Origin of the sequence: Psychroserpens sp. Hel_I_66 (assembly GCF_000799465.1) — a bacterium.
Taxonomy (GTDB): domain Bacteria; phylum Bacteroidota; class Bacteroidia; order Flavobacteriales; family Flavobacteriaceae; genus Psychroserpens.
This window is the reverse complement of sequence record NZ_JUGU01000001.1, coordinates 2,672,566-2,693,487: the sequence shown is the minus strand read 5'-3', so window position 1 is coordinate 2,693,487 and position 20,922 is coordinate 2,672,566. Positions and strand designations below refer to the sequence as shown.

The window sequence follows — 20,922 nt, the reverse complement described above, 5'->3', positions numbered from 1 at the left end:
TTATTTAAAAACATTAAACATAAAAAGACATGAAAGCACATACAAGAGAAACACAGGCAACAATGACACCAGAAAAGGCTGTGCAGTTTTTAAAAGAGGGAAATCAAAGATTCCAACAAAATCTTAAGGCAAATAGAAACTTATTAGAGCAAGTTAACGACACAAGTGATGGTCAATTTCCGTTTGCTACTATTTTAAGTTGTATAGATTCCCGTGTATCGGCAGAGTTGGTTTTTGATCAAGGATTAGGCGATATTTTTAGTGTACGTATAGCAGGAAACTTTGTTAACGAAGATATCTTAGGAAGTATGGAATTTGCATCTAAATTGGCAGGTACAAAATTGATAGTAGTGTTAGGACATACCAGTTGTGGTGCTGTTAAAGGCGCATGTGATGACGCCAAAATGGGCAATCTCACTAAGCTTATAGAAAAGATTACACCAGCTGTAAACGCTGTTGAAGAACCTAAAGATAAGAGTATGAGAAACTCAAAAAATTTAGATTTTGTTGATGAGGTGTCTAAGAAAAATGTAGAATTGACCATTGATAGAATCCATGCTGAAAGTCCTATACTTTCGGAAATGGAGAAGAACAATGAAATTAGAATTATTGGTGCAATGTATGACATAAATACAGGTGCTGTTGAGTTTTTTGAATAAAAATCAAACAACATTTGAAAAAGAAAAGTAAAAAAAGCATTGTTAATTACAATGCTTTTTTTTAACCGAAAAAGTGAGTTTTGGTTATTGTTAAATTGAAGATCACAGGCAAATAGATACTTTAATTTTTCATAAAAAACCTTATTTTTAATTAAAAAACCAACATATAACATTTATGAAAAAATTCTTTTCAAATTTTAAAGGTGATGCTTTTGGAGGAATAACCGCAGGTATTGTAGCATTGCCATTGGCACTTGCCTTTGGAGTGTCTTCAGGTTTAGGACCAAGTGCAGGACTTTATGGTGCTATTTTTATTGGATTTTTTGCTGCTCTTTTTGGTGGGACATCAACACAAATTTCTGGGCCAACAGCACCAATGACAGCGGTAAGTTTAGTCGTTATTGCAGGTGTAATTGCAACCAATGATGGCGATCTTAGTAAGGCTTTGCCCACTATTTTAACTGTATTTTTATTAGCAGGAATAATGCAAATTATTTTAGGTGTTTTAGGCTTAGGTAAATATATAAGATACATCCCATATCCTGTAGTGTCAGGATTTATGACTGCAATTGGATTAATAATAATATTAACTCAAATTTTACCATCATTAGGTTATAACCCTAAAGAAGATCTTGCTTTTGTAGAGCAATTTAAGCCAGAAGCAAAAGAAGTTGTTTTAAACAAAATCTTAGACGAAGAAATCGGGGAAGGTGTTTTAGTTTTAGAGGATTTTGAGCAAACAATCAAAAAGGTAAATGAAATAGAAGATGAAGACGCTATTATTTTAAAAGAATCTAAAACACTTGCAGTCAAAGAAACCTCAGGAGCTTTGGGTGCTTTAAAGGCATTGCCCAGAGCTATAAAACAGATTAACTGGTTAGAATTTGCACTAGCAATAGGAACTGTTTTTATAGTTTTTGGGTTTAAAAAAATTACTACAAAAATACCAAGTACGTTGGTAGCACTATTGGTAATGTCTGGTATTGCAGTTGGTTTTGGTTTTGACTATTTAAAAATTCAAGAAATACCATCTGGATTGCCAATTCCTAAATTAGAAATGTTTACCACTTTTAGTTTTAGCGCAATTTCACCTTATATACTAACTGCTTTGACATTATCACTTCTAGGTGCAATAGATAGTCTTTTAACTAGTGTTGTTGCAGATAACATGACCAAAACCAAACATAATCCTAGTAGAGAATTAGTTGGTCAAGGTATTGGTAATAGTATTGCTTCTGTTTTTGGAGGTATACCTGGCGCAGGTGCTACAATTAGAACGGTAGTTAATATAAATTCCGGAGGAAAAACTAGGCTTTCTGGAATGATAGCAGCCATAATATTATTGATAGTATTACTGGGTCTTGGTCCAATAGCATCAAAAATTCCAGCTGCAGTTTTAGCAGGAATATTAATTACCGTAGGTATTGGCGTTATGGATTATAAAGGCTTAAAAGCGATTTCAAGTTTACCAAAAGATATAAAAATAGGACCTGTTAAATTAAGTTCTGAAGTATTAATAATGATGGTAGTTTTACTGCTTTCAACTTTTTGGGATTTAATTTATGCAGTTGGGATTGGATTGATCATTGCTTCACTAATGTTTATGAAAAAAATAGGAGATTTAACAGCAAAACGTAGTGATGTTAAGCCCCTAAAAGAAGAGGTTTGGTTAGACGAGGCTGGCTTTCCTTCATTATTAAAAGAAGACGTTTTTATAAAACACGTCAAAGGACCATTATTTTTTGGATATACTTCTGATTTTCAAGCGCTTTCAAAACAAATTCCCGATACTGCAAAAACTGTGGTTATTCGTTTGGGCTTGATGCACTATATTGATCAATCGGGTTTATATGCTTTGGAAGACGTACTTTTAGATCTTAAGAAAAAAAAGATAAATGTATTGTTCGTAAATTTAGCAAAACAACCAAAATTTATGATGGAGCGTATTGATATCATTCCAGATTTAATTCCAACAGAACATATTTTTAAAGATTTTAATAGTTGTATGGAATGGGTCAAAACCAATGTTCAACATCAAGATTAATATAGAAATCCATGACTTTAGAACACGTTTTTAAAAACAACAAACAGTTTATACAAGATAAGCTCTCTGTAGATCAAGATTATTTTGAAAAACTAGGTAAAGGGCAAAATCCAGAGCTGCTTTATATTGGCTGTAGTGATAGTCGTGTTAGCGCAGAAGAACTTATGGGTCTAGATCCAGGAGAAGTCTTTGTGCATCGTAATATTGCTAATATGGTAATAAGTATAGATCTTAATGTAATGTCTGTAGTCAATTATGCGGTAGACCATTTAAAAGTTAAACATGTGGTGGTTTGTGGGCATTATGCATGTGGTGGAGTAAAAGCAGCAATGCAATCTGCAGACTTAGGTATTTTAAACCCTTGGTTGCGAAATATTCGTGACGTATATCGTATTCATAGAGATGAACTTAACCTAATAACAGACGAAGAAAAAAAGTATGACCGACTTGTAGAGCTTAATGTCAAAGAGCAATGTGTTAATTTAATTAAAACTGCTGCTGTTCAAAAAGCATACAGAGATAGAGAGTTAAAAGTCCATGGGTGGGTTTTTGATGTTCATACAGGAACGCTTATTGACCTTAAAATAGATTTTGACAAATATCTAAAAGACATTATGGAGATTTATCATCTAGATTAAAAATAGGAGATTTTATGTGTTTTGATTTGTTTCAAGATCCTCATCATCAACATTTTCATCTTCAACATCTTTACCTTTATTCAAAATACTCGGGAAAATCATAGGAGCTAAACCTTTAACCGGTTTGTACAGAATAGAATCTTCTAGATCCTGCTCATCTGCAAAAGGGATATTACTATTTAAATTATTAAATACGATAAGCAGAACACTTAATATTAAACCGATTTTTAAAATACCAAAAACGCCACCCAAAAGTTTATTCAAAATACCGAGTGCAGCAAAATTTGCCAGTTTTGTTAATGCTTTTCCAGCCAGAGCAATGACCAAAACAATGATCACAAAGGTAATGGCAAAAGCTACAATATTGATATATTTCTCATCCCAATTGAGTTTAGTGTCTAAAAATTCCGCAGCAAAATCACTAAAATGTATAGCGCCATAAACTCCAGCAACAAGCGCGACTAAAGAGGCGATTTCAACAAAAAACCCTTTCATAACACCTCGTACTAGCCCAAAAAGTAAAAGAGCACCCAAAATAATATCAATAACAGCCATAGTGAAAGTTAGTTTTAACAAACGTACATAATTTTTCTCATTTTAAAATAATAACGCATTTGTAGACCTTATAGTTTAGTAACTTTGTAGCCTTAATTAAAAAGATTGTTGCTGGAGTTTTTAATAAGCAAAGTCCAAACAAGAAAAGAGATACATGGCAAGAGACGAACAATTAAAACAACGTTGGGATTTAGTAGTAGAAAAACTATCTGCACGATTTGCAGATGGAGATCCATTAGATTTGGATGCAATCATCTATTTGATAGGTGTGCAGGAATTAGGGCAATTAGACCGTAAATTCAAAAAAGACCACAAACTGGATCTAATGCACATTGCCATCTGTAAATTGCTCGCGCCTTATGGCTATTACGAATTCGATTATGCAGATGAAGACGGTTGGCCACACTACAAAGTCAAAGAAGAATTACCACCGTTAAAAGCAGGAGAACAAAGCGTGTTGATGAAAGATGCTATCGTTAACTATTTTATAGAAACTGAATTTATAGAATAAATACAATGGCGTTACCACAAGGGTCGCGCTCTCAGCAGTCGCTCTCTGCGAGGAGCTCCAACAAATGCTTCCATCGCTAACGCAAATCGCGATAAAATTCATTAAATTTGCCCTTTATTTTCAAATACCATGATAGACAAGCTAAAAGAACTCATAGCAGAAGCCGAAGAATTTAAAGCACAATCCAAAGAAGAGGTTGAGGCATTCCGTATAAAATACTTAGGGTCAAAAGGTCTTTTAAAAGAGTATTTTGCTGAGTTTAAAAATGTAGCAAACGAACAGAAAAAAGAATTCGGGCAAACCATTAATAAGCTCAAGCAAACTGCAGAGGATAAAGTCAGCTCACTTAAAGAGGAGTTGGAAAGTAAAGAAGAGGTCAAAGGTGTTTATGGCGATTTGTCACGTCCTGGAGAACCTATTGCTATTGGTGCGCGCCATCCAATTTCCATCGTAAAAAATCAAATCATCGATATCTTTTCTCGCATAGGTTTTAACGTGAGCGAAGGTCCAGAAATTGAAGATGACTGGCACAATTTTACAGCATTAAACTTGCCAGAATACCATCCTGCTCGTGATATGCAGGACACGTTTTTTATCCAGACAGATCCAGATATTTTATTACGTACGCACACCAGCTCTGTACAAGTACGTTATATGGAAAACAATAAACCTCCAATTCGTACCATTTCTCCTGGTCGCGTGTTTCGTAATGAAGCTATTTCGGCACGTTCACACTGTTTCTTTCATCAAGTGGAGGGATTATATATTGACAAGGATGTAAGCTTTGCAGATTTAAAACAGACACTTCAATATTTTACTACGGAAATGTTCGGTAAAAGCAAAATTCGTCTTCGTCCCTCATATTTTCCGTTCACAGAGCCAAGTGCAGAAGTAGATGTATATTGGGGATTAGAAACCGAAACAGATTATAAAATGACCAAAGGGACAGGTTGGTTAGAAATTATGGGTTGCGGTATGGTAGACCCGAACGTATTGGAAAACTGCGGAATTGATTCTAAAGAATATTCAGGTTTTGCCTTTGGTATGGGAATAGATCGTATTGCTTTATTGTTGCACCAAATTAGCGACATTCGTTTATTGAGTGAAAATGATGTGCGGTTTTTGGAGCAGTTTAAATCTGCATTATAAATGTTGATAACATATAACTAGAGCCGACATAACTGTCGGCTTTTTTTATTTAACAGCGATTTAACTTCGTTTAGTTCGGTTTGTTCCGAACTAATAAATAAATTTGCATGTAATTTTTACTGTTTCAGAGTAATTCTTAAAGCAGTTCGAAATAAATGTAAAATATGGAGAAAAATATCTGCAAAGAAAAAATGGCATTGGTTGAAAAGCTAGGCGTTCATTTAGAGTCTAGAGATCAATTGGCACCTGTCGCAGCCAGAATTTTATCTTACATTATTTTAACTGGAAAAAAAGGGACCACATTTGAGGATATGGTTACTATTCTATGTGCAAGTAAAAGTACGATTTCAACACATCTCAACCATTTACAAGATTTAAAAAAGATTGTGTATTTCACCAAAACGGGAGATCGTAAAAAATACTTTACTATCAATAAGGACATGATAATGCAACACATTGATAATATGATCAATGAGTGGAAAGAAGTTAGAGAATTACACTTGCAAATCAAGGATTACAAGCAAACTATTAACTCTCAAGGCGTTGAAAATGATACCGAAAAATTTGATTTAAATTTTCACAACGATTACATCCAGTTTTTAGATGAAGCGAGCGCATCTATAGAAGAGTTGAGAATAAAATTAATAGATAACCAATTCAATATTTAAAATTCAAAAAATGAAAATCAAAAATTTCTATACATTATTATCACTAGGTATATTTTTAGTGATTATTGGTTGTGGCAATGCAGAAAAAGACCAACAAGCAGCCGCATCAACTACACCTCCTACATTTCCAGTAACCCAACTACAAAACAAAACGGTGACTGGATTTACAGATTACCCAGCAACAATTGAAGGGATTGTAAACAGTGATGTTAGAGCTAAGACATCTGGTTACATAGAGAAAGTTTTTGTTGACGAAGGACAAAAAGTAAGCAAGGGACAGTTATTGTTTAAATTAGAAACAGAGGCATTAAGTCAAGATGCTGGAGCAGCAAGAGCACGTGTAAATGTTGCACAAGTAGAAGTTAATAAACTTATTCCACTTGTTGAGAAAGATATTATTAGTCCGGTACAGTTGGAAACAGCAAAAGCAAATTTGGCCCAAGCAAAAGCAAATTTAAGTGGTGTTTCTGCAAATATCGGTTATGCAACAATTAAAAGTCCAATAGATGGTTACGTAGGTTCCATAAATTTTAGAGAAGGAGCGTTAATTAGTCCAAGCGACACAAAACCCTTAACGACAGTTAGTGAAATAGACCAAGTATATGCTTTTTTCAGTTTCAATGAAGCTCAATATATTGATCATTTACAGCGATCTGAAGGAAAGACAAAAGCAGAGCGTATTAAAAATGCTCCAGACTTAAGTTTGGTGTTAGCAAATGGTAAGATTTATTCTGAAAAAGGACGTATTCAAACCAGTACTGGTCAAATAAACCAAAGTACAGGTACCATTCAAATTAGGGCAGCTTTTGATAATCCAAACGAAATCCTAACCAATGGAAATTCTGGAAAAATAAGATTTCCTATAGAATATAAAGATGCTGTAGTAGTACCACAATCTGCTACCTATGAACAACAAGGAAATATTATGATTTTTAAATTAGGAGACGACAACAAAATCTCGACTTCAATTATTAAGATTAAAGGAGCGGTAGACAATCTTTATGTTGTAGAATCTGGTGTAAAAGCAAATGATAAAATTGTAGTTGCTGGTGTTGGTAAATTAAAAAACGGAATGGCAATCACTCCTCAAGACATTCCTTTTGAAGAGGCTATTAAACCTGTAGCCACTTTATTCAAAAACTAGTAACGAACTAAAAAAAACAGTATCCATGTTAAAAACATTTATTGAAAGACCAGTGCTTTCAACAGTAATTTCTATAATTATAGTGATGCTTGGAGTCATCAGTATAACGAGTTTACCTATAGAAGAATATCCTGATATTGCACCACCAACCATAAAGGTTTCGGCAAATTATACTGGAGCAAATGCAGAAACGGTTTTAGAGAGTGTCATAATCCCTATAGAAGAACAAATTAATGGTGTTGAAGGTATGACATATATTACCTCTACAGCATCTAACACGGGTTCTGCGGAAATCACAGTTTATTTTGACCAGCAAATTGATGCAGATATTGCAGCTGTAAACGTACAAAACCGTGTGGCAAGAGCAAACCCATTATTGCCTCAAGAGGTGATTCAAACTGGTGTTACTACACAAAAACAAGAGACCAGTGCGTTGATGTTTATCTCTATGTATTCTGAAAGTGATAACTATGATGCTACATTTATTCAGAATTATTTAAAAATAAATGTGATTCCTGCCATGCAGCGTATTAGTGGTGTTGGTGATGTTAGTGTATTCTCACAACAAGATTATGCAATGCGTATTTGGTTAAACCCAGAAAAATTAGCAGCCTATAATTTAATTCCATCAGATATTTCAGCAGCATTAGCAGAACAAAATTTAGAAGCTGCAGCAGGTTCTTTAGGTCAAAATAACGGAGAATCATTCTCTTACACGTTAACTTATAGTGGTCGTTTTAAAAACCAAAGTCAGTATAGCGATATCGTAATTAAAGCTTTAGGAAACGGAGAGTTTTTGCGTCTAAAGGATGTAGCTACCATTGAGTTAGATGCACAATCTTATTCTTCAAATGCGATGAGTTTGGGAAATCCTGCGGTATTTACGGGGATCTTTCAAACAAAGGGTTCTAATGCACAAGAGATTATAGAGAATATTAAAACGACTTTAGAAGCAGTAAAAAAAGACCTTCCTGAGGGTTTAGATATTTTTGTACCATATGATACAAGTTTATTCTTAAATGCTTCTATTGAAAAAGTAGTGAGCACATTGTTAGAGGCTTTTTTACTAGTGTTTTTAGTGGTATTTATTTTCTTACAAGATTTTCGTTCTACATTGATACCTGCAATTGCAGTTCCTGTTTCTATTATAGGTACATTCTTTTTCTTAAATGTTTTTGGCTATTCTATCAATCTTTTAACACTCTTTGCTTTGGTGCTTGCCATAGGCATTGTGGTTGATGATGCTATTGTGGTCGTCGAGGCAGTACATGCTAAAATGGATGAAGGAGAACACAACCCTAAAAAAGCAACATTAACAGCGATGAATGAAATTTCTGGAGCTATTATCTCGATAACATTGGTAATGGCTGCGGTATTTATTCCTGTAACTTTTGTAACAGGTCCAACAGGCGTATTTTATGAGCAATTTGGCGTCACCTTAATTATAGCTATTTTAATTTCCGCGGTCAATGCGTTAACATTAAGTCCTGCATTGTGCGCTTTATTTTTGAAAGAACATAAAGAAGACGAAGACCTTAAGGGAAAAGGTCCTTTGAAGCGTTTTTACACCTTATTTAATAGAGGGTTTAATGCTACAGTTAATCGTTATGGTAAATCCCTTGAGTTTTTATATAAGAGAAAGATCATTTCGGTTCTATTGCTAGTTATTGCTGGAGTTGGTATTTATTGGGCATCTACAACAACACCTACAGGATTTGTACCAAATGAAGATAGAGGAATTATTTTTGCAAATATAGAATTACCACCTGGTGCTTCATTAGACAGAACCAATGCGGTTTCTAAGGATTTATATAGTAAAATTGAAGGTGTAGATGGTGTCAATGCGGTCAATTTTATTAAGGGTAGAAGCTTAATTTCTGGAGCAGGTAGTAATTATGGTTTTGGTATTATTAAACTTGAAGATTGGGGAGAACGTGGAGATGCTTCACTTTCAGTAGAAACAATAACAGGAAAATTATTTGGCATTGCTTCCACAATCCCAGAGGCAAAAATTATTTTCTTCTCACCACCAAGTATTCGTGGTTTTGGAAATTCAGCAGGGTTTGAGGTTAATTTATTAGATAAATTTGGAGGAGAATTTACCGATTTAGACCAAGCCAATAAGGAATTCTCTGGCGCTTTGATGAGTCATCCAGAAATTAAATATGCGACGTCATCTTTCAGTACAAATTATCCGCAGTACGAAATGGAAGTCAATGTGCCATTGGCTAAAGAAAAAGGGGTTTCGGTTACCAGTATTTTTTCAACATTACAAGGCTATATTGGAGGTGTTTATGCTTCTGATTTTTCTAAATTTGGAAAACAATTTAGGGTTTACATTCAAGCGCTACCAGAAGATAGGGCAGATGAAAGCGCACTAAATAGCATGTATGTAAGAACAGAGACCGGAGAAATGACACCAATCACTCAGTTTGTTACTTTAAAACGTGTGTATGGACCGCAATCGGTAACACGTTTCAATTTATTCAATTCAACAACCATAACGGGTGCAACAAATGAAGGGTTTAGTACTGGAGATGCCATAAGGGTTATTGAAGAAGAGGTTGCAAAATTACCAAGTAATTATACAGTTGCTTATTCTGGTTTAACCCGTGAAGAAGTAAACGCAGGAAACCAAACCACCTTTATATTTATATTAAGTATTCTGTTTGTGTATTTCTTATTAAGCGCGCAATATGAGAGTTATTTGCTGCCTTTTGCAGTGGTATTATCATTACCATTTGGTGTTTTTGGAGCCTATATTAGCACGAAACTTTTTGGATTAGAAAACAACATTTATTTTCAAATTGCCTTAATCATGCTCATTGGTCTACTGGCCAAAAATGCCATACTTATCGTAGAGTTTGCAATACAACGCAGAAAAAACGGTGAGAGCATTGTTAACGCAGCGATTAATGGTGCTAAATCTCGTTTGCGTCCAATTTTAATGACCTCATTTGCATTTATCTTAGGTTTAATGCCTTTGGTATTGGCAAAAGGAGTGGGCTCTGAAGGTAATAACTCCATTGGTACAGGAGCAGCAGGTGGTATGTTAATCGGGACACTTTTAGGAGTTTTCGTTATTCCTATCCTATTTATATTATTTCAATGGTTACAAGAAAAAATATCGAGTAAACCAACAGTAAAATCTATTGAAGAATAAAACGATGAAATCAATTTTAAAATATAAAAATTTCAGCAAAGGTGCTTTAATATTGGTGGTAGCCTTGACGTTGCAAAGTTGTTTTGTGGCAAAGGATTATGAGAGACCAGAATTAAATATCGAAACAGAAGCACTTTACAGAACAGAAAATTTACCAACAGATAGCGTGTCTATGGCAGATGTTTCTTGGAAAAATCTGTTTTCAGATCAATACCTTCAAAAATATATAGAAGAAGGATTGCAGAACAACATGGACGTACGTATTGCCATTCAGCAAATGATAGCTGCGGAAGCTTATGCAAAACAAGGGAGAGCTGGCTATTTTCCATCTGCGAATATAGGTACAAATTGGACGCATCAAGAATTATCCAAAAACAGCCAATTTGGTGCGTTTTTGAATGACACTTCAACAGATCAATTTGATATTACTGCAAACCTCTCTTGGGAAGCAGATATATGGGGAAAAATAAGAAGTAATAAAAGAGCAACTCAAGCAGCTTATCTACAAAGTGTTGCAGGTCATCAAGCTGTAAAGACACAGTTGATTTCAAGCATTGCGAACACCTATTATAATTTATTAGCTTTGGATGCGCAATTGGAAGTTACAAAGCAAACCATCGCAACTCGAGAAAGTGGTGTGGAGACGATTAAAGCGTTAAAAGACGCGGGACAGGTAACTCAAGTTGCTGTAGATCAAAACATAGCGCAATATAATAATGTTAAAGCCTTACAGGTAGATGTTGAAACTGCTATTTTTAAAACAGAAAATACCTTAAGTATTTTATTGGGAAAAGCACCTCAAAATTTTGAAAGAAGTTCTTTAGACCTTCAGAAAATAGAACAAGAAATAAAACTTGGCGTACCAGCGTCTTTGCTTAGCAATCGACCAGACGTTATGGCTGCGGAATACAATTTGATCCAATCTTTTGAATTGACAAATGTGGCTAAAAGCAATTTGTATCCGTCATTGACATTAACAGCTTCTGGAGGCTTACAAAGTTTGGAATTAGATAAATTATTAAGTGCAAACTCATTTTTCGCAAATATTGTTGGAGGATTAATGCAACCCTTATTTAATAAGCGACAACTTAGAACAGAGAAAGAAGTTGCCATAGCGCAGCAGGAGCAATCTTTACTTGAGTTTAAAAAGACCTTATTAGTTTCTGCAAGTGAAGTGTCCAATGCTTTATTTTCTTACGAATCTGAAACTAGAAAATACGAATTCAGAAAAAATGAGGTTGAAGCATTGCGTACAGCTGAGTCAAATTCTGAAGAGTTGCTAAAAAATGGTTATGCAAATTATCTAGATTTGTTAACAGCAAGGGAAAGCGCTTTAAACGCAGAACTAAATATTATAGACAGTAGATTACAACAATTGGTCTCTATTGTGGATTTATACGAAGCCCTTGGCGGTGGTTGGAGGTAAAATCTAAGGATGATTACTAAAGAAGAATTATTAAAATATTCTGTAAATAAGTTTACCCAATTTGGAAGCAAGCACGTTACTTTAGATGAGTTAGCAAATGAGCTTGGTATTTCTAAAAAAACGATATACACGTTTTTTGATAATAAAGAAGATTTAGTCACTTCAAGTATTGAAAGCTTGTTAAATGATTATAAAAAAGATATAAATAGTTTGATTGCAAGTAATGGAAAGGACCCTATTTTATGCGTTATTCTAATTTACAAAAAAGGGTTTGAGTATTTAAAATACTTTAAGCCCTCTTTCCTTTTTGGGCTCGAGAAGTATTACCCAAAAGCAATAACTTTATTTAATGAGTTTGTTGATGAACTGTCAAATCGTATAGTTTTTGAATTATTTAAGCAAGCACAAGAATCTGGTAGTGTTAAAAAGGAAATTAATTTAGAATTAATAGTCAGAATTTATTTTTATAGGATCGATAATCTCATATTTAAAGAGAATAATTTATCTGAAGCATACCCAACAGAAGAGCTTTTTAAGCATTTAGTGGTTTATAATTTAAAAGGAATAATAACAAGTAACTATTCTAATTCTTATTTTGAATAGTTTATTATTTTTGAAATATGAAAAAGGACATCCACATCCCAAAAGTAGAAGACGTATTCGTTGCAGTTGTTCAAGAACAGCATCCAGAATATAAAACAGATGATTGGAATGCTTACATCATCAATAACAAAGATGTCGACTTAGATACCGTTTTGATTGTATCGAAAGGTTATTCCGAAGAAAAAATGACACCTCCAATGCGTCATACAATATCGCTTTTACCAGCAAGAAGCTACGCTAAGATTGAATTTATGCAAAATGAAGTACTTCAACTAAACAATGAATTTAAAGTCACGTTTTTTGAGGGTAATCAAATGTGCGATAAAACATATCTCTTTAGAAAAAATACGATTAATACAAAGGCTTTACAAACAATTCCCTTAATGCAGTTGAAAGGGGTTTTGGTCAAATAGCTTATAGCATTTGGCGGTTGGCTTTGAGCTAATGGTAAAAGGCTAATAGGCAACAGCTAGTCAAGTTTATCTGTCAATTTCCCAAAAACTTTCTTGGGATTCTTGTTCTCATACAAAATCTCATAAACCGCATTTATAATAGGAAGTCGAGTTTTCTTTTTATTCTTTTTGTTGAGTTCATGTGCACTTTTTGTGGCGTAATACCCTTCAGCAACCATGCTCATTTCCATTTGTGCAGATTTTACGGTGTAGCCCTTTCCAATCATATTTCCAAACATTCGGTTTCGGGAAAACGTAGAATAACCGGTCACCAATAAATCTCCCAAATAAGCAGAGTCATTGATGTTACGTTTCATCTTGTGCATTTTTTTGATAAATCGCTTCATCTCTCTAATCGCATTGCTCATCAACACACTTTGAAAATTATCACCATATCCTAAACCATGAGCAATACCTGCAGCAATAGCATAAATATTCTTTAACATTACTGCGTATTCTGTACCAATGATATCGTCGCTAATTTTGGTCTTGATGTAGTCGCTAGATAAAGCGTCTGCTATATGCTGGGCTTTTTTGGCATCATCGCAAGAAATCGTTAAATATGATAATCGCTCAAGAGCAACTTCCTCTGCGTGGCAAGGTCCTGCAATCACTGCAATATTTTCAAAAGGGATATTATATTCATCATGAAATTGCTCACCAACCAATTTGCCTGTTTCTGGCATAATCCCTTTTACTGCGGAAACAATCGTTTTATTAGATATATCGATCGTTAGTTTTTGTAATTCTCCATGGATAAAAGCAGACGGGATTACAAAAATCAAAACATCTGCCCACTCAGCAATTTCATTAATATCATTGCTTAGTTTAAGTTGTTTGATATTAAATTCTACAGAGCTTAAATAACTTGGGTTATGTTGCTCTTTTATTAAATGTTCTTTAGTGTAAACACTACGCATGTACCAACCCACTTCATCTAGATTTTCGCAAAGCATTTTAACAATTGCTGTTGCCCAACTTCCTGCTCCAAATACTGCATATTTTAATGGCTCACTCATATACCGTGTATCAATCTTTGTTTTAAAAACTCATAATATGTTGTTTCAAAAATAAGCATTTTATGGCCTATTTCCGAAGAGAAAACAAAGCAACTTTTATTTTTGGCACGCGTTTTGAAATCTATAATATAGAAATCACAAAAACGAACGATTATGAGAACGATGAAACTACTTTTAGGTTTTGCTTTAACAGCGACATTATTCACGTCATGTTATACAGACGAGATTATTGTGAACGATTATAATAATAACCCATCGATTTCTCTAAATCAATTATTGAATTCTTATGAGTTATGGTATGTTGACCTCAATCAAACCACTGGGTATGGTGAAACACCATTTTTGGATATAGCATTTACAATGTCTTTTAGAAACGGAGTATTATTCGCAAACAATAATCTTGTAGGTTTTGGAAATCAAGGTAACGGTTATGGTATTGATGTTGGTGTTTATGATACTTATGATATGATTTTAGATATCAATCACGATATTGATGGTTTTGAAACGTTTGATGTATATCAAATTGATAATAACACGATAGAATTATATAACCCTTTCAATGATACCTCCTATTTCTTGAACGGTTACCAAAGAAGCACTTTTGATTATGATTTTGTGTTTTATGATAACATTCATTATTTCTTACAAGAATATGAAGCCTGGGAAAAAACATATACCAGTCAATTTGGAGCGATCAATGAATTTGATAACGAGAACTACCTTCAGTTTTTAGCTGGCGGAAATGACTCAGAGTTTAGAAGCTCACAAGATGCAAACATCTCAAATCCAGACAATATTTTCTGGGATTATACAGGAGTCTACGGTGTAGGTAATTTGAGCAACAATATGTACTTAAAAACATTAACACTAGATTATGATTTCTTCGACAATGAATACTTTGAGTTAAGCGTTATAAATGACCAAAGGATAGAATTGTTCCATCCATCGTCTGAAACCGTTTACGAATTTACAGGACGAGGTTACATTCAATACTTAAGAGAAACCGATGCTCAGGGACGAAAAATTGAAGGTAAAAAAGAATTAAAAAAACGTAAGCAGAAAACTGCTAAAAAAGATAACCCAAGGGTAAATACAAGGAGCTAGATTTGGTTGGTTATTTAGTCTCCAGAAACGTCCAACTCATTCATTTGAGTTGGGCGTTTTCTTTTTCAATAAAATCAGAGTGACATTCTCAGGGCAAACGTGTCATAATATTATTGAAAAGCGATAGTCTTAATACTGATAATTATTGCATTTATAAAAGATTTTCGCCAACTTTACAGTTATAACATTAACAAGAACTTTAAGGATTTTTTTTTTCGGAAATATCCAATCAACAACAGTTCATAAAAACCAAAAACAACTATGGGATTATTTTCATTTATTAAAAACGCAGGAGCAAAAGTCTTCGGAATAGGAAAAACAACAGAAGAAGAAGCAGCTGAAGCAAGAGCAAAAGCAACTAGAGAAGCAGATGCAACAGAGTTACGTCTAGAAGAAGCAGCAGCAAGAAATATGGAAGAAACAATTAGGGATTTACAACTGGATGTTGAAAACCTAAAAGTTTACGTGGAGGATGAAATGGCAAGAGTCTCTGGTGAAGCACACGATCAAGCCACAAAAGAGAAAGTAGTATTGGTAGTCGGTAACACAGCAGGAATCTCTCAAGTAGATGATCAAATGACTGTTGAAAATCCAGAACCAGAAGCAAAATTCCACGCAGTAGTTAGTGGAGACACTTTAGGTAAAATTGCAAAACACTATTATGGTGATGCCATGAAATACCCACAAATTTTTGAAGCAAATAAACCAATGCTAACAGATCCAGATAAGATTTATGTTGGGCAAGTGTTACGTATTCCTAATTTGGATTAATTACACACATTTAAAATTTAATAATAGAAGCACAATATTTATTGTGCTTTTCTTTTTTATCTAATTATTAGAAATTTTACCTTTTCATATAATTAAACCCATTAACTTATTAAATTTGCAACCTGAAACACCAAAGCATTTTTTTAAAGGTGTTCTAATTTTTTTACTATGTATAGAAGTCACAATTGTGGTGAGTTAAGAGCATCACATATCAATAAAGAAGTCACACTTGCAGGTTGGGTTCAAAAATCTAGAAACAAAGGGTTTATCGTTTGGGTAGATCTTCGTGATCGCTACGGGATGACGCAACTCGTTTTTGATGAAGAGCGCACACCAAAAGAAATGATGGAGCGTGCAGAGGATTTAGGTCGCGAATTCGTAATCCAAGTCAAGGGAAAAGTCATTGAGCGTGCCTCTAAAAATCCAAATATGCCAACTGGTGATATTGAGATTTTAGTATCTGAATTAACGATTCTCAACGAATCCAAATTACCACCTTTTACGATTGAAGATGAAACCGATGGTGGTGAAGAATTACGAATGAAATATCGTTACCTCGATATTCGTCGTAACCCTGTGAAAAATAGTTTGATGTTTAGACACAAAGTCACTCAAGCAGTGAGAAACTATTTATCTAAAGAAGGATTTATAGAAGTAGAAACACCATATTTAATCAAGTCAACACCAGAAGGCGCACGAGATTTTGTCGTGCCTTCGCGTATGAATGCTGGTCAGTTTTATGCCTTACCACAAAGTCCTCAAACTTTTAAGCAACTATTGATGGTTGGAGGTATGGATAAGTATTTTCAAATTGTAAAATGCTTTAGAGATGAAGATCTTCGTGCAGATAGGCAACCAGAATTCACACAGATTGACTGCGAAATGGCATTTATCGAGCAAGAAGATATTTTAAATGCTTTTGAAGGTTTGACGCGTCATTTAGTAAAAGAAGTGAACGGAGTTGAGGTTGAGAAATTCCCAAGAATGTTATACGACGATGCCATGCGTCTCTACGGAAACGATAAACCAGACATTCGTTTTGGGATGGAGTTTGGTGAACTAAACGAAGTTGCACAGCATAAAGATTTTGGAGTATTTAATGCTGCGGAATTAGTAGTCGGTATTGCAGTTCCTGGCGGAAACAGTTACACTAGAAAAGAAATCGATCAATTAATAGATTGGGTTAAGCGTCCGCAAGTTGGAGCTTTAGGCATGGTCTATTGCAGGTATAACGATGACGGAAGCTTTAAATCTTCCGTAGATAAATTTTACGATCAAGAGGATTTGGCAAATTGGGCAGAGGTTACTGGAGCAAAACCTGGTGATTTGATTTGCGTACTTTCCGGAGAAAAAAATAAGGTACGAGCACAACTAAGTGCCTTGCGTATGGAATTGGCAACACGTTTAGGTTTGAGAGATCCTAAAACATTTGCACCACTTTGGGTCATGGATTTCCCATTATTAGAATGGGATGAAGATACAGAGCGTTACCACGCGATGCACCATCCATTTACCTCTCCAAAACCAGGACAGTTAGAGTTATTAAAAACAAATCCAGGAGATGTAAAAGCAAACGCTTACGATTTGGTCCTCAACGGAAACGAGATTGGTGGTGGTTCTATTCGTATACACGATAAAGAAACGCAGGCCTTAATGTTTGATTATTTAGGGTTTACACCAGAAGAGGCAAAAGCACAATTTGGATTTTTAATGGATGCATTTCAATATGGAGCGCCTCCTCATGGCGGACTCGCTTTTGGATTGGATAGGCTCGTTGCGATTTTAGGCGGACAAGAAACCATTCGTGATTTTATTGCCTTCCCAAAAAACAATAATGGTCGTGATGTCATGATCGATGCACCTGCGCCAATTGATGATGATCAACTAACAGAATTGAGTTTGAAACTCAACTTAAAATCATAAATATTAAATCCTGCTTCATGCAGGATTTTTTAGTAGATTTAATCTATGCTAATCAAACCCATAACAAAGCGTTTACTCCTTTTGCGACAGAGATATATTTCGCAAAAAAACTTTGTTTTTTTATTGGCGATGCTTATTGGTTTATTATCTGGATTGGTATCTGTAACTATAAAGAATATTACTTACGGAATTCAATGGATATTGGAGCACCTCGTCATAGTTTCAGCAAATAGCATCTATTTCATTTTACCAACTATTGGTCTTTGGCTGGTTTATTTATTTGTAAAATACATATCTAAAAAAAAGATTGAACACGCCATCCCAAGTATTCTATTTTCGTTGTCAAAAAAGAATGGTTTAGTCAAACGAAGCAAAATTTATTTACCTTTAATTACAGCGCCTTTAACTGCTGGTTTTGGTGGTTCGGTTGGGTTGCTTGGTCCAGCTATTGCTTCTGCTTCTGCAGTGAGCTCCTATGTTGGTCAGTTATTTCATGTGGATAGAAAAACAAGAACGTTGCTCATTGGTTGTGCAGCAGCAGGTGCAATTGCTTCTATTTTTCAATCACCAATTGCTGCGATTATTTTTGCCGTTGAGGTTTTTAGTTTAGACTTAACCTTTGCTTCGTTGTTGCCATTATTAATTGCTTCGGTATCTTCAGTGTTGACATCTTATTTTTTCGTCGGAAATGGAGTGCTTTTTAATTACAATATCGCAACACCTTTTGTATTACAAGACACACTTTTTTTCATCGTTTTGGGAATAGGTACAGGAATAGCATCGATCTATTTCTCTAAAATTTATTTTGCGGTATATAAGTTTTTTGAACGTTTTAAAACTAGCGGACAAAAATTATTGGTTGGTGGCTTGGCCATTGGTGTGATGTTGTATTTCATTCCGCCATTATATGGTGAAGGTTTTGGATTTATAAATGATTTACTCGATGGCAATCACTTGCATGCTTTGGGTAAAACGCCTTTTGATGATTATCTCGATAATATTTGGGTTGTGATAGCTTTATTGTTTGGGATCACTATTTTTAAAGCCATTGCGATGACCACTACCTTTGCTGCAGGAGGAGCAGGAGGAATCATTATCCCAACCATGGTCATGGGAAGTGCACTGGGCAATGTTGTTGCAAAAATCATCAACAATATAGGTTTGGGTTTTCAGGTTTCTGAAACTAATTTTACACTCCTCGGTATGGCAGGATTAATTGCGGGTGTGTTGCATGCACCATTAACCGCTATTTTTTTAATTGCTGAAATTACGGGTGGTTACCAATTGTTCGTCCCATTGATGATTACGGTTTCTATGTCATTTATAATCAAGAAAAGCACAATAGAGCATACCATTTACACCAAAGAACTTGCTGAAAAAGGAGCGCTATTGACGCATGATAAAGATCAATCTGTATTGACGTTAATGAAACTTGATAGCGTTATTGAAAAGGACTTCACAATTTTAAATCCCGAAATGTCTCTTGGTGAAATGTTACATAAAGGTGTAGCCAAATCGAGCAGAAATTTATTTCCGGTTGTAGATTACAATGGATATTTGGTTGGTATTATTTTATTGGATGACATACGAACGGTTATGTTTGACCAGTCATTATACGAAACCACATCTGTAGAAACCTTTATGCACAATCCGCCAGATTATATCTACTATGAAAGTGATTCAATGAAAGATGTTATGCGTAGATTTCAAGATAGTGGAGCTTGGAATCTTCCGGTAATAAAGAAAGGAAGTTATTATGGTTTCGTTTCTAAATCTAAGTTGCTCACTGCTTATCGTCGTGAACTAATTAATTTTACATCATCTTAATTCATTTAAAATGAAATACATTATCATTATTGCTTTAATAGCTTCTTTTGGAAGTGTTTTATGTGGTTTTCTTTTTGAGGTAGACTATTCTCAAAAGCTAATTGGCTTTGGAGTATTAGGTTTGTTTTTTGTGGTTTTTCCTTTGTTTATATATCACCGTTGGAAAGATAAAAATCTTAAGGATTATATGCTTTCTCAAGAAAATCTTGATAAAATGAGAGAAAATCAGAAAAAAGGAAAGTATTGATTGAGTTAAAATGGGTTTGAATTTTCACGCTCAATTAGTCATTATGAGTATAAGAATTTAAGTGTTTTAGAGCCTAATTTTAGAGTTTCAGAAGAAAAAATACAATTTATTAACATACCGAATCATTTAAAATTATACCTTTGCGTCTTAATTAATATATATTTTTTACCATGACTGGAACAGTTAAATTTTTTAATGATTCAAAAGGATTTGGATTCATTACCAACGATGAAACAGGAAAAGACATTTTCGTACACGTATCAAACCTTAACGGTGTTGAATTACGTGAAGGCGATAGTGTAGAGTACAACGAAGAAGAAGGAAGAAAAGGACTAGTAGCTGCAAATGTGCAAGTTCTTTAAGTAGATATACTTTATTACAGTTTCAACGTCTAACGAGAGTTAGGCGTTTTTTTTGTTTATTTTTTGGGCGTTACTCTCCTTCGTTCAAAGCTTCGTAGAGTCAGGCTCTCGGCAGTCGCTCTCTGCGAGGAGCTCCAACAAAGCCTCCATCCTTAACGCGAGCTTGGTCTTAATTCAAATTTCGTTTTTCAATAAAAAAACGTTTCAATAAAGCCGAAACTTCATCAGCCATAATGCCTCCAACCATTTTAGTTTTTGGATGCAGTTTTGCGTCTAAGGCAATACAACCACGTTCTTCATCTCTTGCTCCATAGACTATCCTAGAAATCTGACTCCAGTATAAAGCACCAGCACACATTTGGCAAGGCTCTAAAGTGACATATAATGTACAATTAACTAAATATTTACCTCCTAAAAAATTTGCTGCTGCTGTGATGGCTTGCATTTCGGCATGTGCAGTGACATCGTTTAAAAGCTCTGTGAGGTTGTGTGCTCTTGCTATAATCCTGTCATTAATAACAATAACTGCACCTACGGGAATTTCACCTTTTTCAAAAGCTTCTTCTGCCTCTTGCATGGCTTTTTTCATGAAATAGGTATCGTCAAAAGGGTTTTTCATAAATGTAAATGTAAAAAAATCATATAATTATTGCTGTA

20 protein-coding genes are annotated in these 20,922 nt (G+C 34.6%); 17 read left to right on the top strand and 3 right to left on the bottom strand.

The window, feature by feature from the left end; translation table 11 throughout:
• Window positions 1–29 precede the first annotated feature (29 nt).
• From GQ40_RS12010 to GQ40_RS12000, 3 genes are all read left to right on the top strand, one after another.
• Window positions 30–659, top strand: a complete 630-nt coding sequence (locus GQ40_RS12010; protein WP_047548645.1) for a carbonic anhydrase family protein — start codon at window positions 30–32, stop codon at window positions 657–659.
• A 175-nt stretch (window positions 660–834) separates the two neighbouring features.
• The gene (locus GQ40_RS12005; RefSeq protein ID WP_047548642.1) at window positions 835–2,703 is read left to right on the top strand and encodes a SulP family inorganic anion transporter; all 1,869 of its coding nucleotides are present in this window, start codon (window positions 835–837) and stop codon (window positions 2,701–2,703) included.
• Between the two features lie 11 nt (window positions 2,704–2,714).
• Entirely contained in the window at window positions 2,715–3,341 is a 627-nt protein-coding gene (locus GQ40_RS12000) for a carbonic anhydrase (protein ID WP_047548638.1), read from the top strand.
• A 12-nt stretch (window positions 3,342–3,353) separates the two neighbouring features.
• On the opposite strand, the gene GQ40_RS11995 is transcribed toward GQ40_RS12000, so the two are convergent.
• Complete coding sequence (locus tag GQ40_RS11995; RefSeq protein ID WP_047548636.1) at window positions 3,354–3,896, bottom strand: CvpA family protein; 543 nt, start codon at window positions 3,894–3,896, stop codon at window positions 3,354–3,356.
• Between the two features lie 154 nt (window positions 3,897–4,050).
• On the opposite strand from GQ40_RS11995, the gene GQ40_RS11990 reads away from it, so the two are divergent.
• From GQ40_RS11990 to GQ40_RS11955, 8 genes are all read left to right on the top strand, one after another.
• Entirely contained in the window at window positions 4,051–4,407 is a 357-nt protein-coding gene (locus GQ40_RS11990; protein ID WP_047548633.1) for a hypothetical protein, read from the top strand.
• 129 nt (window positions 4,408–4,536) lie between these two features.
• On the top strand, window positions 4,537–5,556 hold the full coding sequence (gene pheS, locus GQ40_RS11985) for a phenylalanine--tRNA ligase subunit alpha (RefSeq protein WP_047548630.1): 1,020 nt from the start codon (window positions 4,537–4,539) through the stop codon (window positions 5,554–5,556).
• A 164-nt stretch (window positions 5,557–5,720) separates the two neighbouring features.
• Window positions 5,721–6,224, top strand: a complete 504-nt coding sequence (locus GQ40_RS11980) for a GbsR/MarR family transcriptional regulator (RefSeq protein WP_047548624.1) — start codon at window positions 5,721–5,723, stop codon at window positions 6,222–6,224.
• A 10-nt stretch (window positions 6,225–6,234) separates the two neighbouring features.
• On the top strand, window positions 6,235–7,368 hold the full coding sequence (locus GQ40_RS11975) for an efflux RND transporter periplasmic adaptor subunit (protein WP_047548621.1): 1,134 nt from the start codon (window positions 6,235–6,237) through the stop codon (window positions 7,366–7,368).
• A gap of 25 nt (window positions 7,369–7,393) precedes the next feature.
• Complete coding sequence (locus GQ40_RS11970; protein ID WP_047548618.1) at window positions 7,394–10,531, top strand: efflux RND transporter permease subunit; 3,138 nt, start codon at window positions 7,394–7,396, stop codon at window positions 10,529–10,531.
• 4 nt (window positions 10,532–10,535) lie between these two features.
• On the top strand, window positions 10,536–11,957 hold the full coding sequence (locus GQ40_RS11965; RefSeq protein WP_047548614.1) for an efflux transporter outer membrane subunit: 1,422 nt from the start codon (window positions 10,536–10,538) through the stop codon (window positions 11,955–11,957).
• A gap of 9 nt (window positions 11,958–11,966) precedes the next feature.
• Window positions 11,967–12,560 (top strand): TetR/AcrR family transcriptional regulator, encoded by a 594-nt coding sequence (locus GQ40_RS11960; RefSeq protein ID WP_047548611.1) that lies wholly within the window; start codon window positions 11,967–11,969, stop codon window positions 12,558–12,560.
• 17 nt (window positions 12,561–12,577) lie between these two features.
• A complete protein-coding gene (locus GQ40_RS11955) occupies window positions 12,578–12,973 on the top strand; it encodes a hypothetical protein (RefSeq protein WP_047548608.1) in 396 nt (131 codons plus the stop codon).
• A gap of 56 nt (window positions 12,974–13,029) precedes the next feature.
• Here GQ40_RS11955 and GQ40_RS11950 read toward each other — a convergent pair whose 3' ends face one another.
• A complete protein-coding gene (locus GQ40_RS11950) occupies window positions 13,030–14,031 on the bottom strand; it encodes an NAD(P)H-dependent glycerol-3-phosphate dehydrogenase (RefSeq protein ID WP_047548605.1) in 1,002 nt (333 codons plus the stop codon).
• Between the two features lie 153 nt (window positions 14,032–14,184).
• On the opposite strand from GQ40_RS11950, the gene GQ40_RS11945 reads away from it, so the two are divergent.
• From GQ40_RS11945 to GQ40_RS11920, 6 genes are all read left to right on the top strand, one after another.
• On the top strand, window positions 14,185–15,135 hold the full coding sequence (locus tag GQ40_RS11945) for a hypothetical protein (protein ID WP_047548602.1): 951 nt from the start codon (window positions 14,185–14,187) through the stop codon (window positions 15,133–15,135).
• Between the two features lie 261 nt (window positions 15,136–15,396).
• Entirely contained in the window at window positions 15,397–15,906 is a 510-nt protein-coding gene (gene lysM / locus GQ40_RS11940; protein WP_047548599.1) for a peptidoglycan-binding protein LysM, read from the top strand.
• A gap of 168 nt (window positions 15,907–16,074) precedes the next feature.
• On the top strand, window positions 16,075–17,829 hold the full coding sequence (gene aspS, locus GQ40_RS11935) for an aspartate--tRNA ligase (protein WP_047548596.1): 1,755 nt from the start codon (window positions 16,075–16,077) through the stop codon (window positions 17,827–17,829).
• Window positions 17,830–17,874: 45 nt separating this feature from the next.
• Window positions 17,875–19,656, top strand: coding sequence for a chloride channel protein (locus GQ40_RS11930; RefSeq protein WP_047548594.1), 1,782 nt, complete (start codon window positions 17,875–17,877; stop codon window positions 19,654–19,656).
• 10 nt (window positions 19,657–19,666) lie between these two features.
• The gene (locus GQ40_RS11925; RefSeq protein WP_047548591.1) at window positions 19,667–19,903 is read left to right on the top strand and encodes a hypothetical protein; all 237 of its coding nucleotides are present in this window, start codon (window positions 19,667–19,669) and stop codon (window positions 19,901–19,903) included.
• 170 nt (window positions 19,904–20,073) lie between these two features.
• A complete protein-coding gene (locus GQ40_RS11920; protein WP_047548587.1) occupies window positions 20,074–20,265 on the top strand; it encodes a cold-shock protein in 192 nt (63 codons plus the stop codon).
• A gap of 169 nt (window positions 20,266–20,434) precedes the next feature.
• Here GQ40_RS11920 and GQ40_RS11915 read toward each other — a convergent pair whose 3' ends face one another.
• A complete protein-coding gene (locus GQ40_RS11915) occupies window positions 20,435–20,884 on the bottom strand; it encodes a nucleoside deaminase (RefSeq protein WP_047548584.1) in 450 nt (149 codons plus the stop codon).
• Window positions 20,885–20,922 lie beyond the last annotated feature (38 nt).

What these genes read in the sequence shown, in the direction of transcription:
- lysM (WP_047548599.1), top strand. Translation starts at nt 15,397, where the DNA reads ATGGGATTATTTTCATTTATTAAAAACGCAGGAGCAAAAGTCTTCGGA.
- GQ40_RS12000 (WP_047548638.1), top strand. Translation starts at nt 2,715, where the DNA reads ATGACTTTAGAACACGTTTTTAAAAACAACAAACAGTTTATACAAGAT.
- GQ40_RS12005 (WP_047548642.1), top strand. Translation starts at nt 835, where the DNA reads ATGAAAAAATTCTTTTCAAATTTTAAAGGTGATGCTTTTGGAGGAATA.
- GQ40_RS11990 (WP_047548633.1), top strand. Translation starts at nt 4,051, where the DNA reads ATGGCAAGAGACGAACAATTAAAACAACGTTGGGATTTAGTAGTAGAA.
- GQ40_RS11930 (WP_047548594.1), top strand. Translation starts at nt 17,875, where the DNA reads ATGCTAATCAAACCCATAACAAAGCGTTTACTCCTTTTGCGACAGAGA.
- GQ40_RS11915 (WP_047548584.1), bottom strand. Translation starts at nt 20,884, where the DNA reads ATGAAAAACCCTTTTGACGATACCTATTTCATGAAAAAAGCCATGCAA.
- GQ40_RS11920 (WP_047548587.1), top strand. Translation starts at nt 20,074, where the DNA reads ATGACTGGAACAGTTAAATTTTTTAATGATTCAAAAGGATTTGGATTC.
- aspS (WP_047548596.1), top strand. Translation starts at nt 16,075, where the DNA reads ATGTATAGAAGTCACAATTGTGGTGAGTTAAGAGCATCACATATCAAT.
- pheS (WP_047548630.1), top strand. Translation starts at nt 4,537, where the DNA reads ATGATAGACAAGCTAAAAGAACTCATAGCAGAAGCCGAAGAATTTAAA.
- GQ40_RS11980 (WP_047548624.1), top strand. Translation starts at nt 5,721, where the DNA reads ATGGAGAAAAATATCTGCAAAGAAAAAATGGCATTGGTTGAAAAGCTA.
- GQ40_RS11945 (WP_047548602.1), top strand. Translation starts at nt 14,185, where the DNA reads ATGAGAACGATGAAACTACTTTTAGGTTTTGCTTTAACAGCGACATTA.
- GQ40_RS11975 (WP_047548621.1), top strand. Translation starts at nt 6,235, where the DNA reads ATGAAAATCAAAAATTTCTATACATTATTATCACTAGGTATATTTTTA.
- GQ40_RS11960 (WP_047548611.1), top strand. Translation starts at nt 11,967, where the DNA reads ATGATTACTAAAGAAGAATTATTAAAATATTCTGTAAATAAGTTTACC.
- GQ40_RS11965 (WP_047548614.1), top strand. Translation starts at nt 10,536, where the DNA reads ATGAAATCAATTTTAAAATATAAAAATTTCAGCAAAGGTGCTTTAATA.
- GQ40_RS12010 (WP_047548645.1), top strand. Translation starts at nt 30, where the DNA reads ATGAAAGCACATACAAGAGAAACACAGGCAACAATGACACCAGAAAAG.
- GQ40_RS11995 (WP_047548636.1), bottom strand. Translation starts at nt 3,896, where the DNA reads ATGGCTGTTATTGATATTATTTTGGGTGCTCTTTTACTTTTTGGGCTA.
- GQ40_RS11950 (WP_047548605.1), bottom strand. Translation starts at nt 14,031, where the DNA reads ATGAGTGAGCCATTAAAATATGCAGTATTTGGAGCAGGAAGTTGGGCA.
- GQ40_RS11970 (WP_047548618.1), top strand. Translation starts at nt 7,394, where the DNA reads ATGTTAAAAACATTTATTGAAAGACCAGTGCTTTCAACAGTAATTTCT.
- GQ40_RS11925 (WP_047548591.1), top strand. Translation starts at nt 19,667, where the DNA reads ATGAAATACATTATCATTATTGCTTTAATAGCTTCTTTTGGAAGTGTT.
- GQ40_RS11955 (WP_047548608.1), top strand. Translation starts at nt 12,578, where the DNA reads ATGAAAAAGGACATCCACATCCCAAAAGTAGAAGACGTATTCGTTGCA.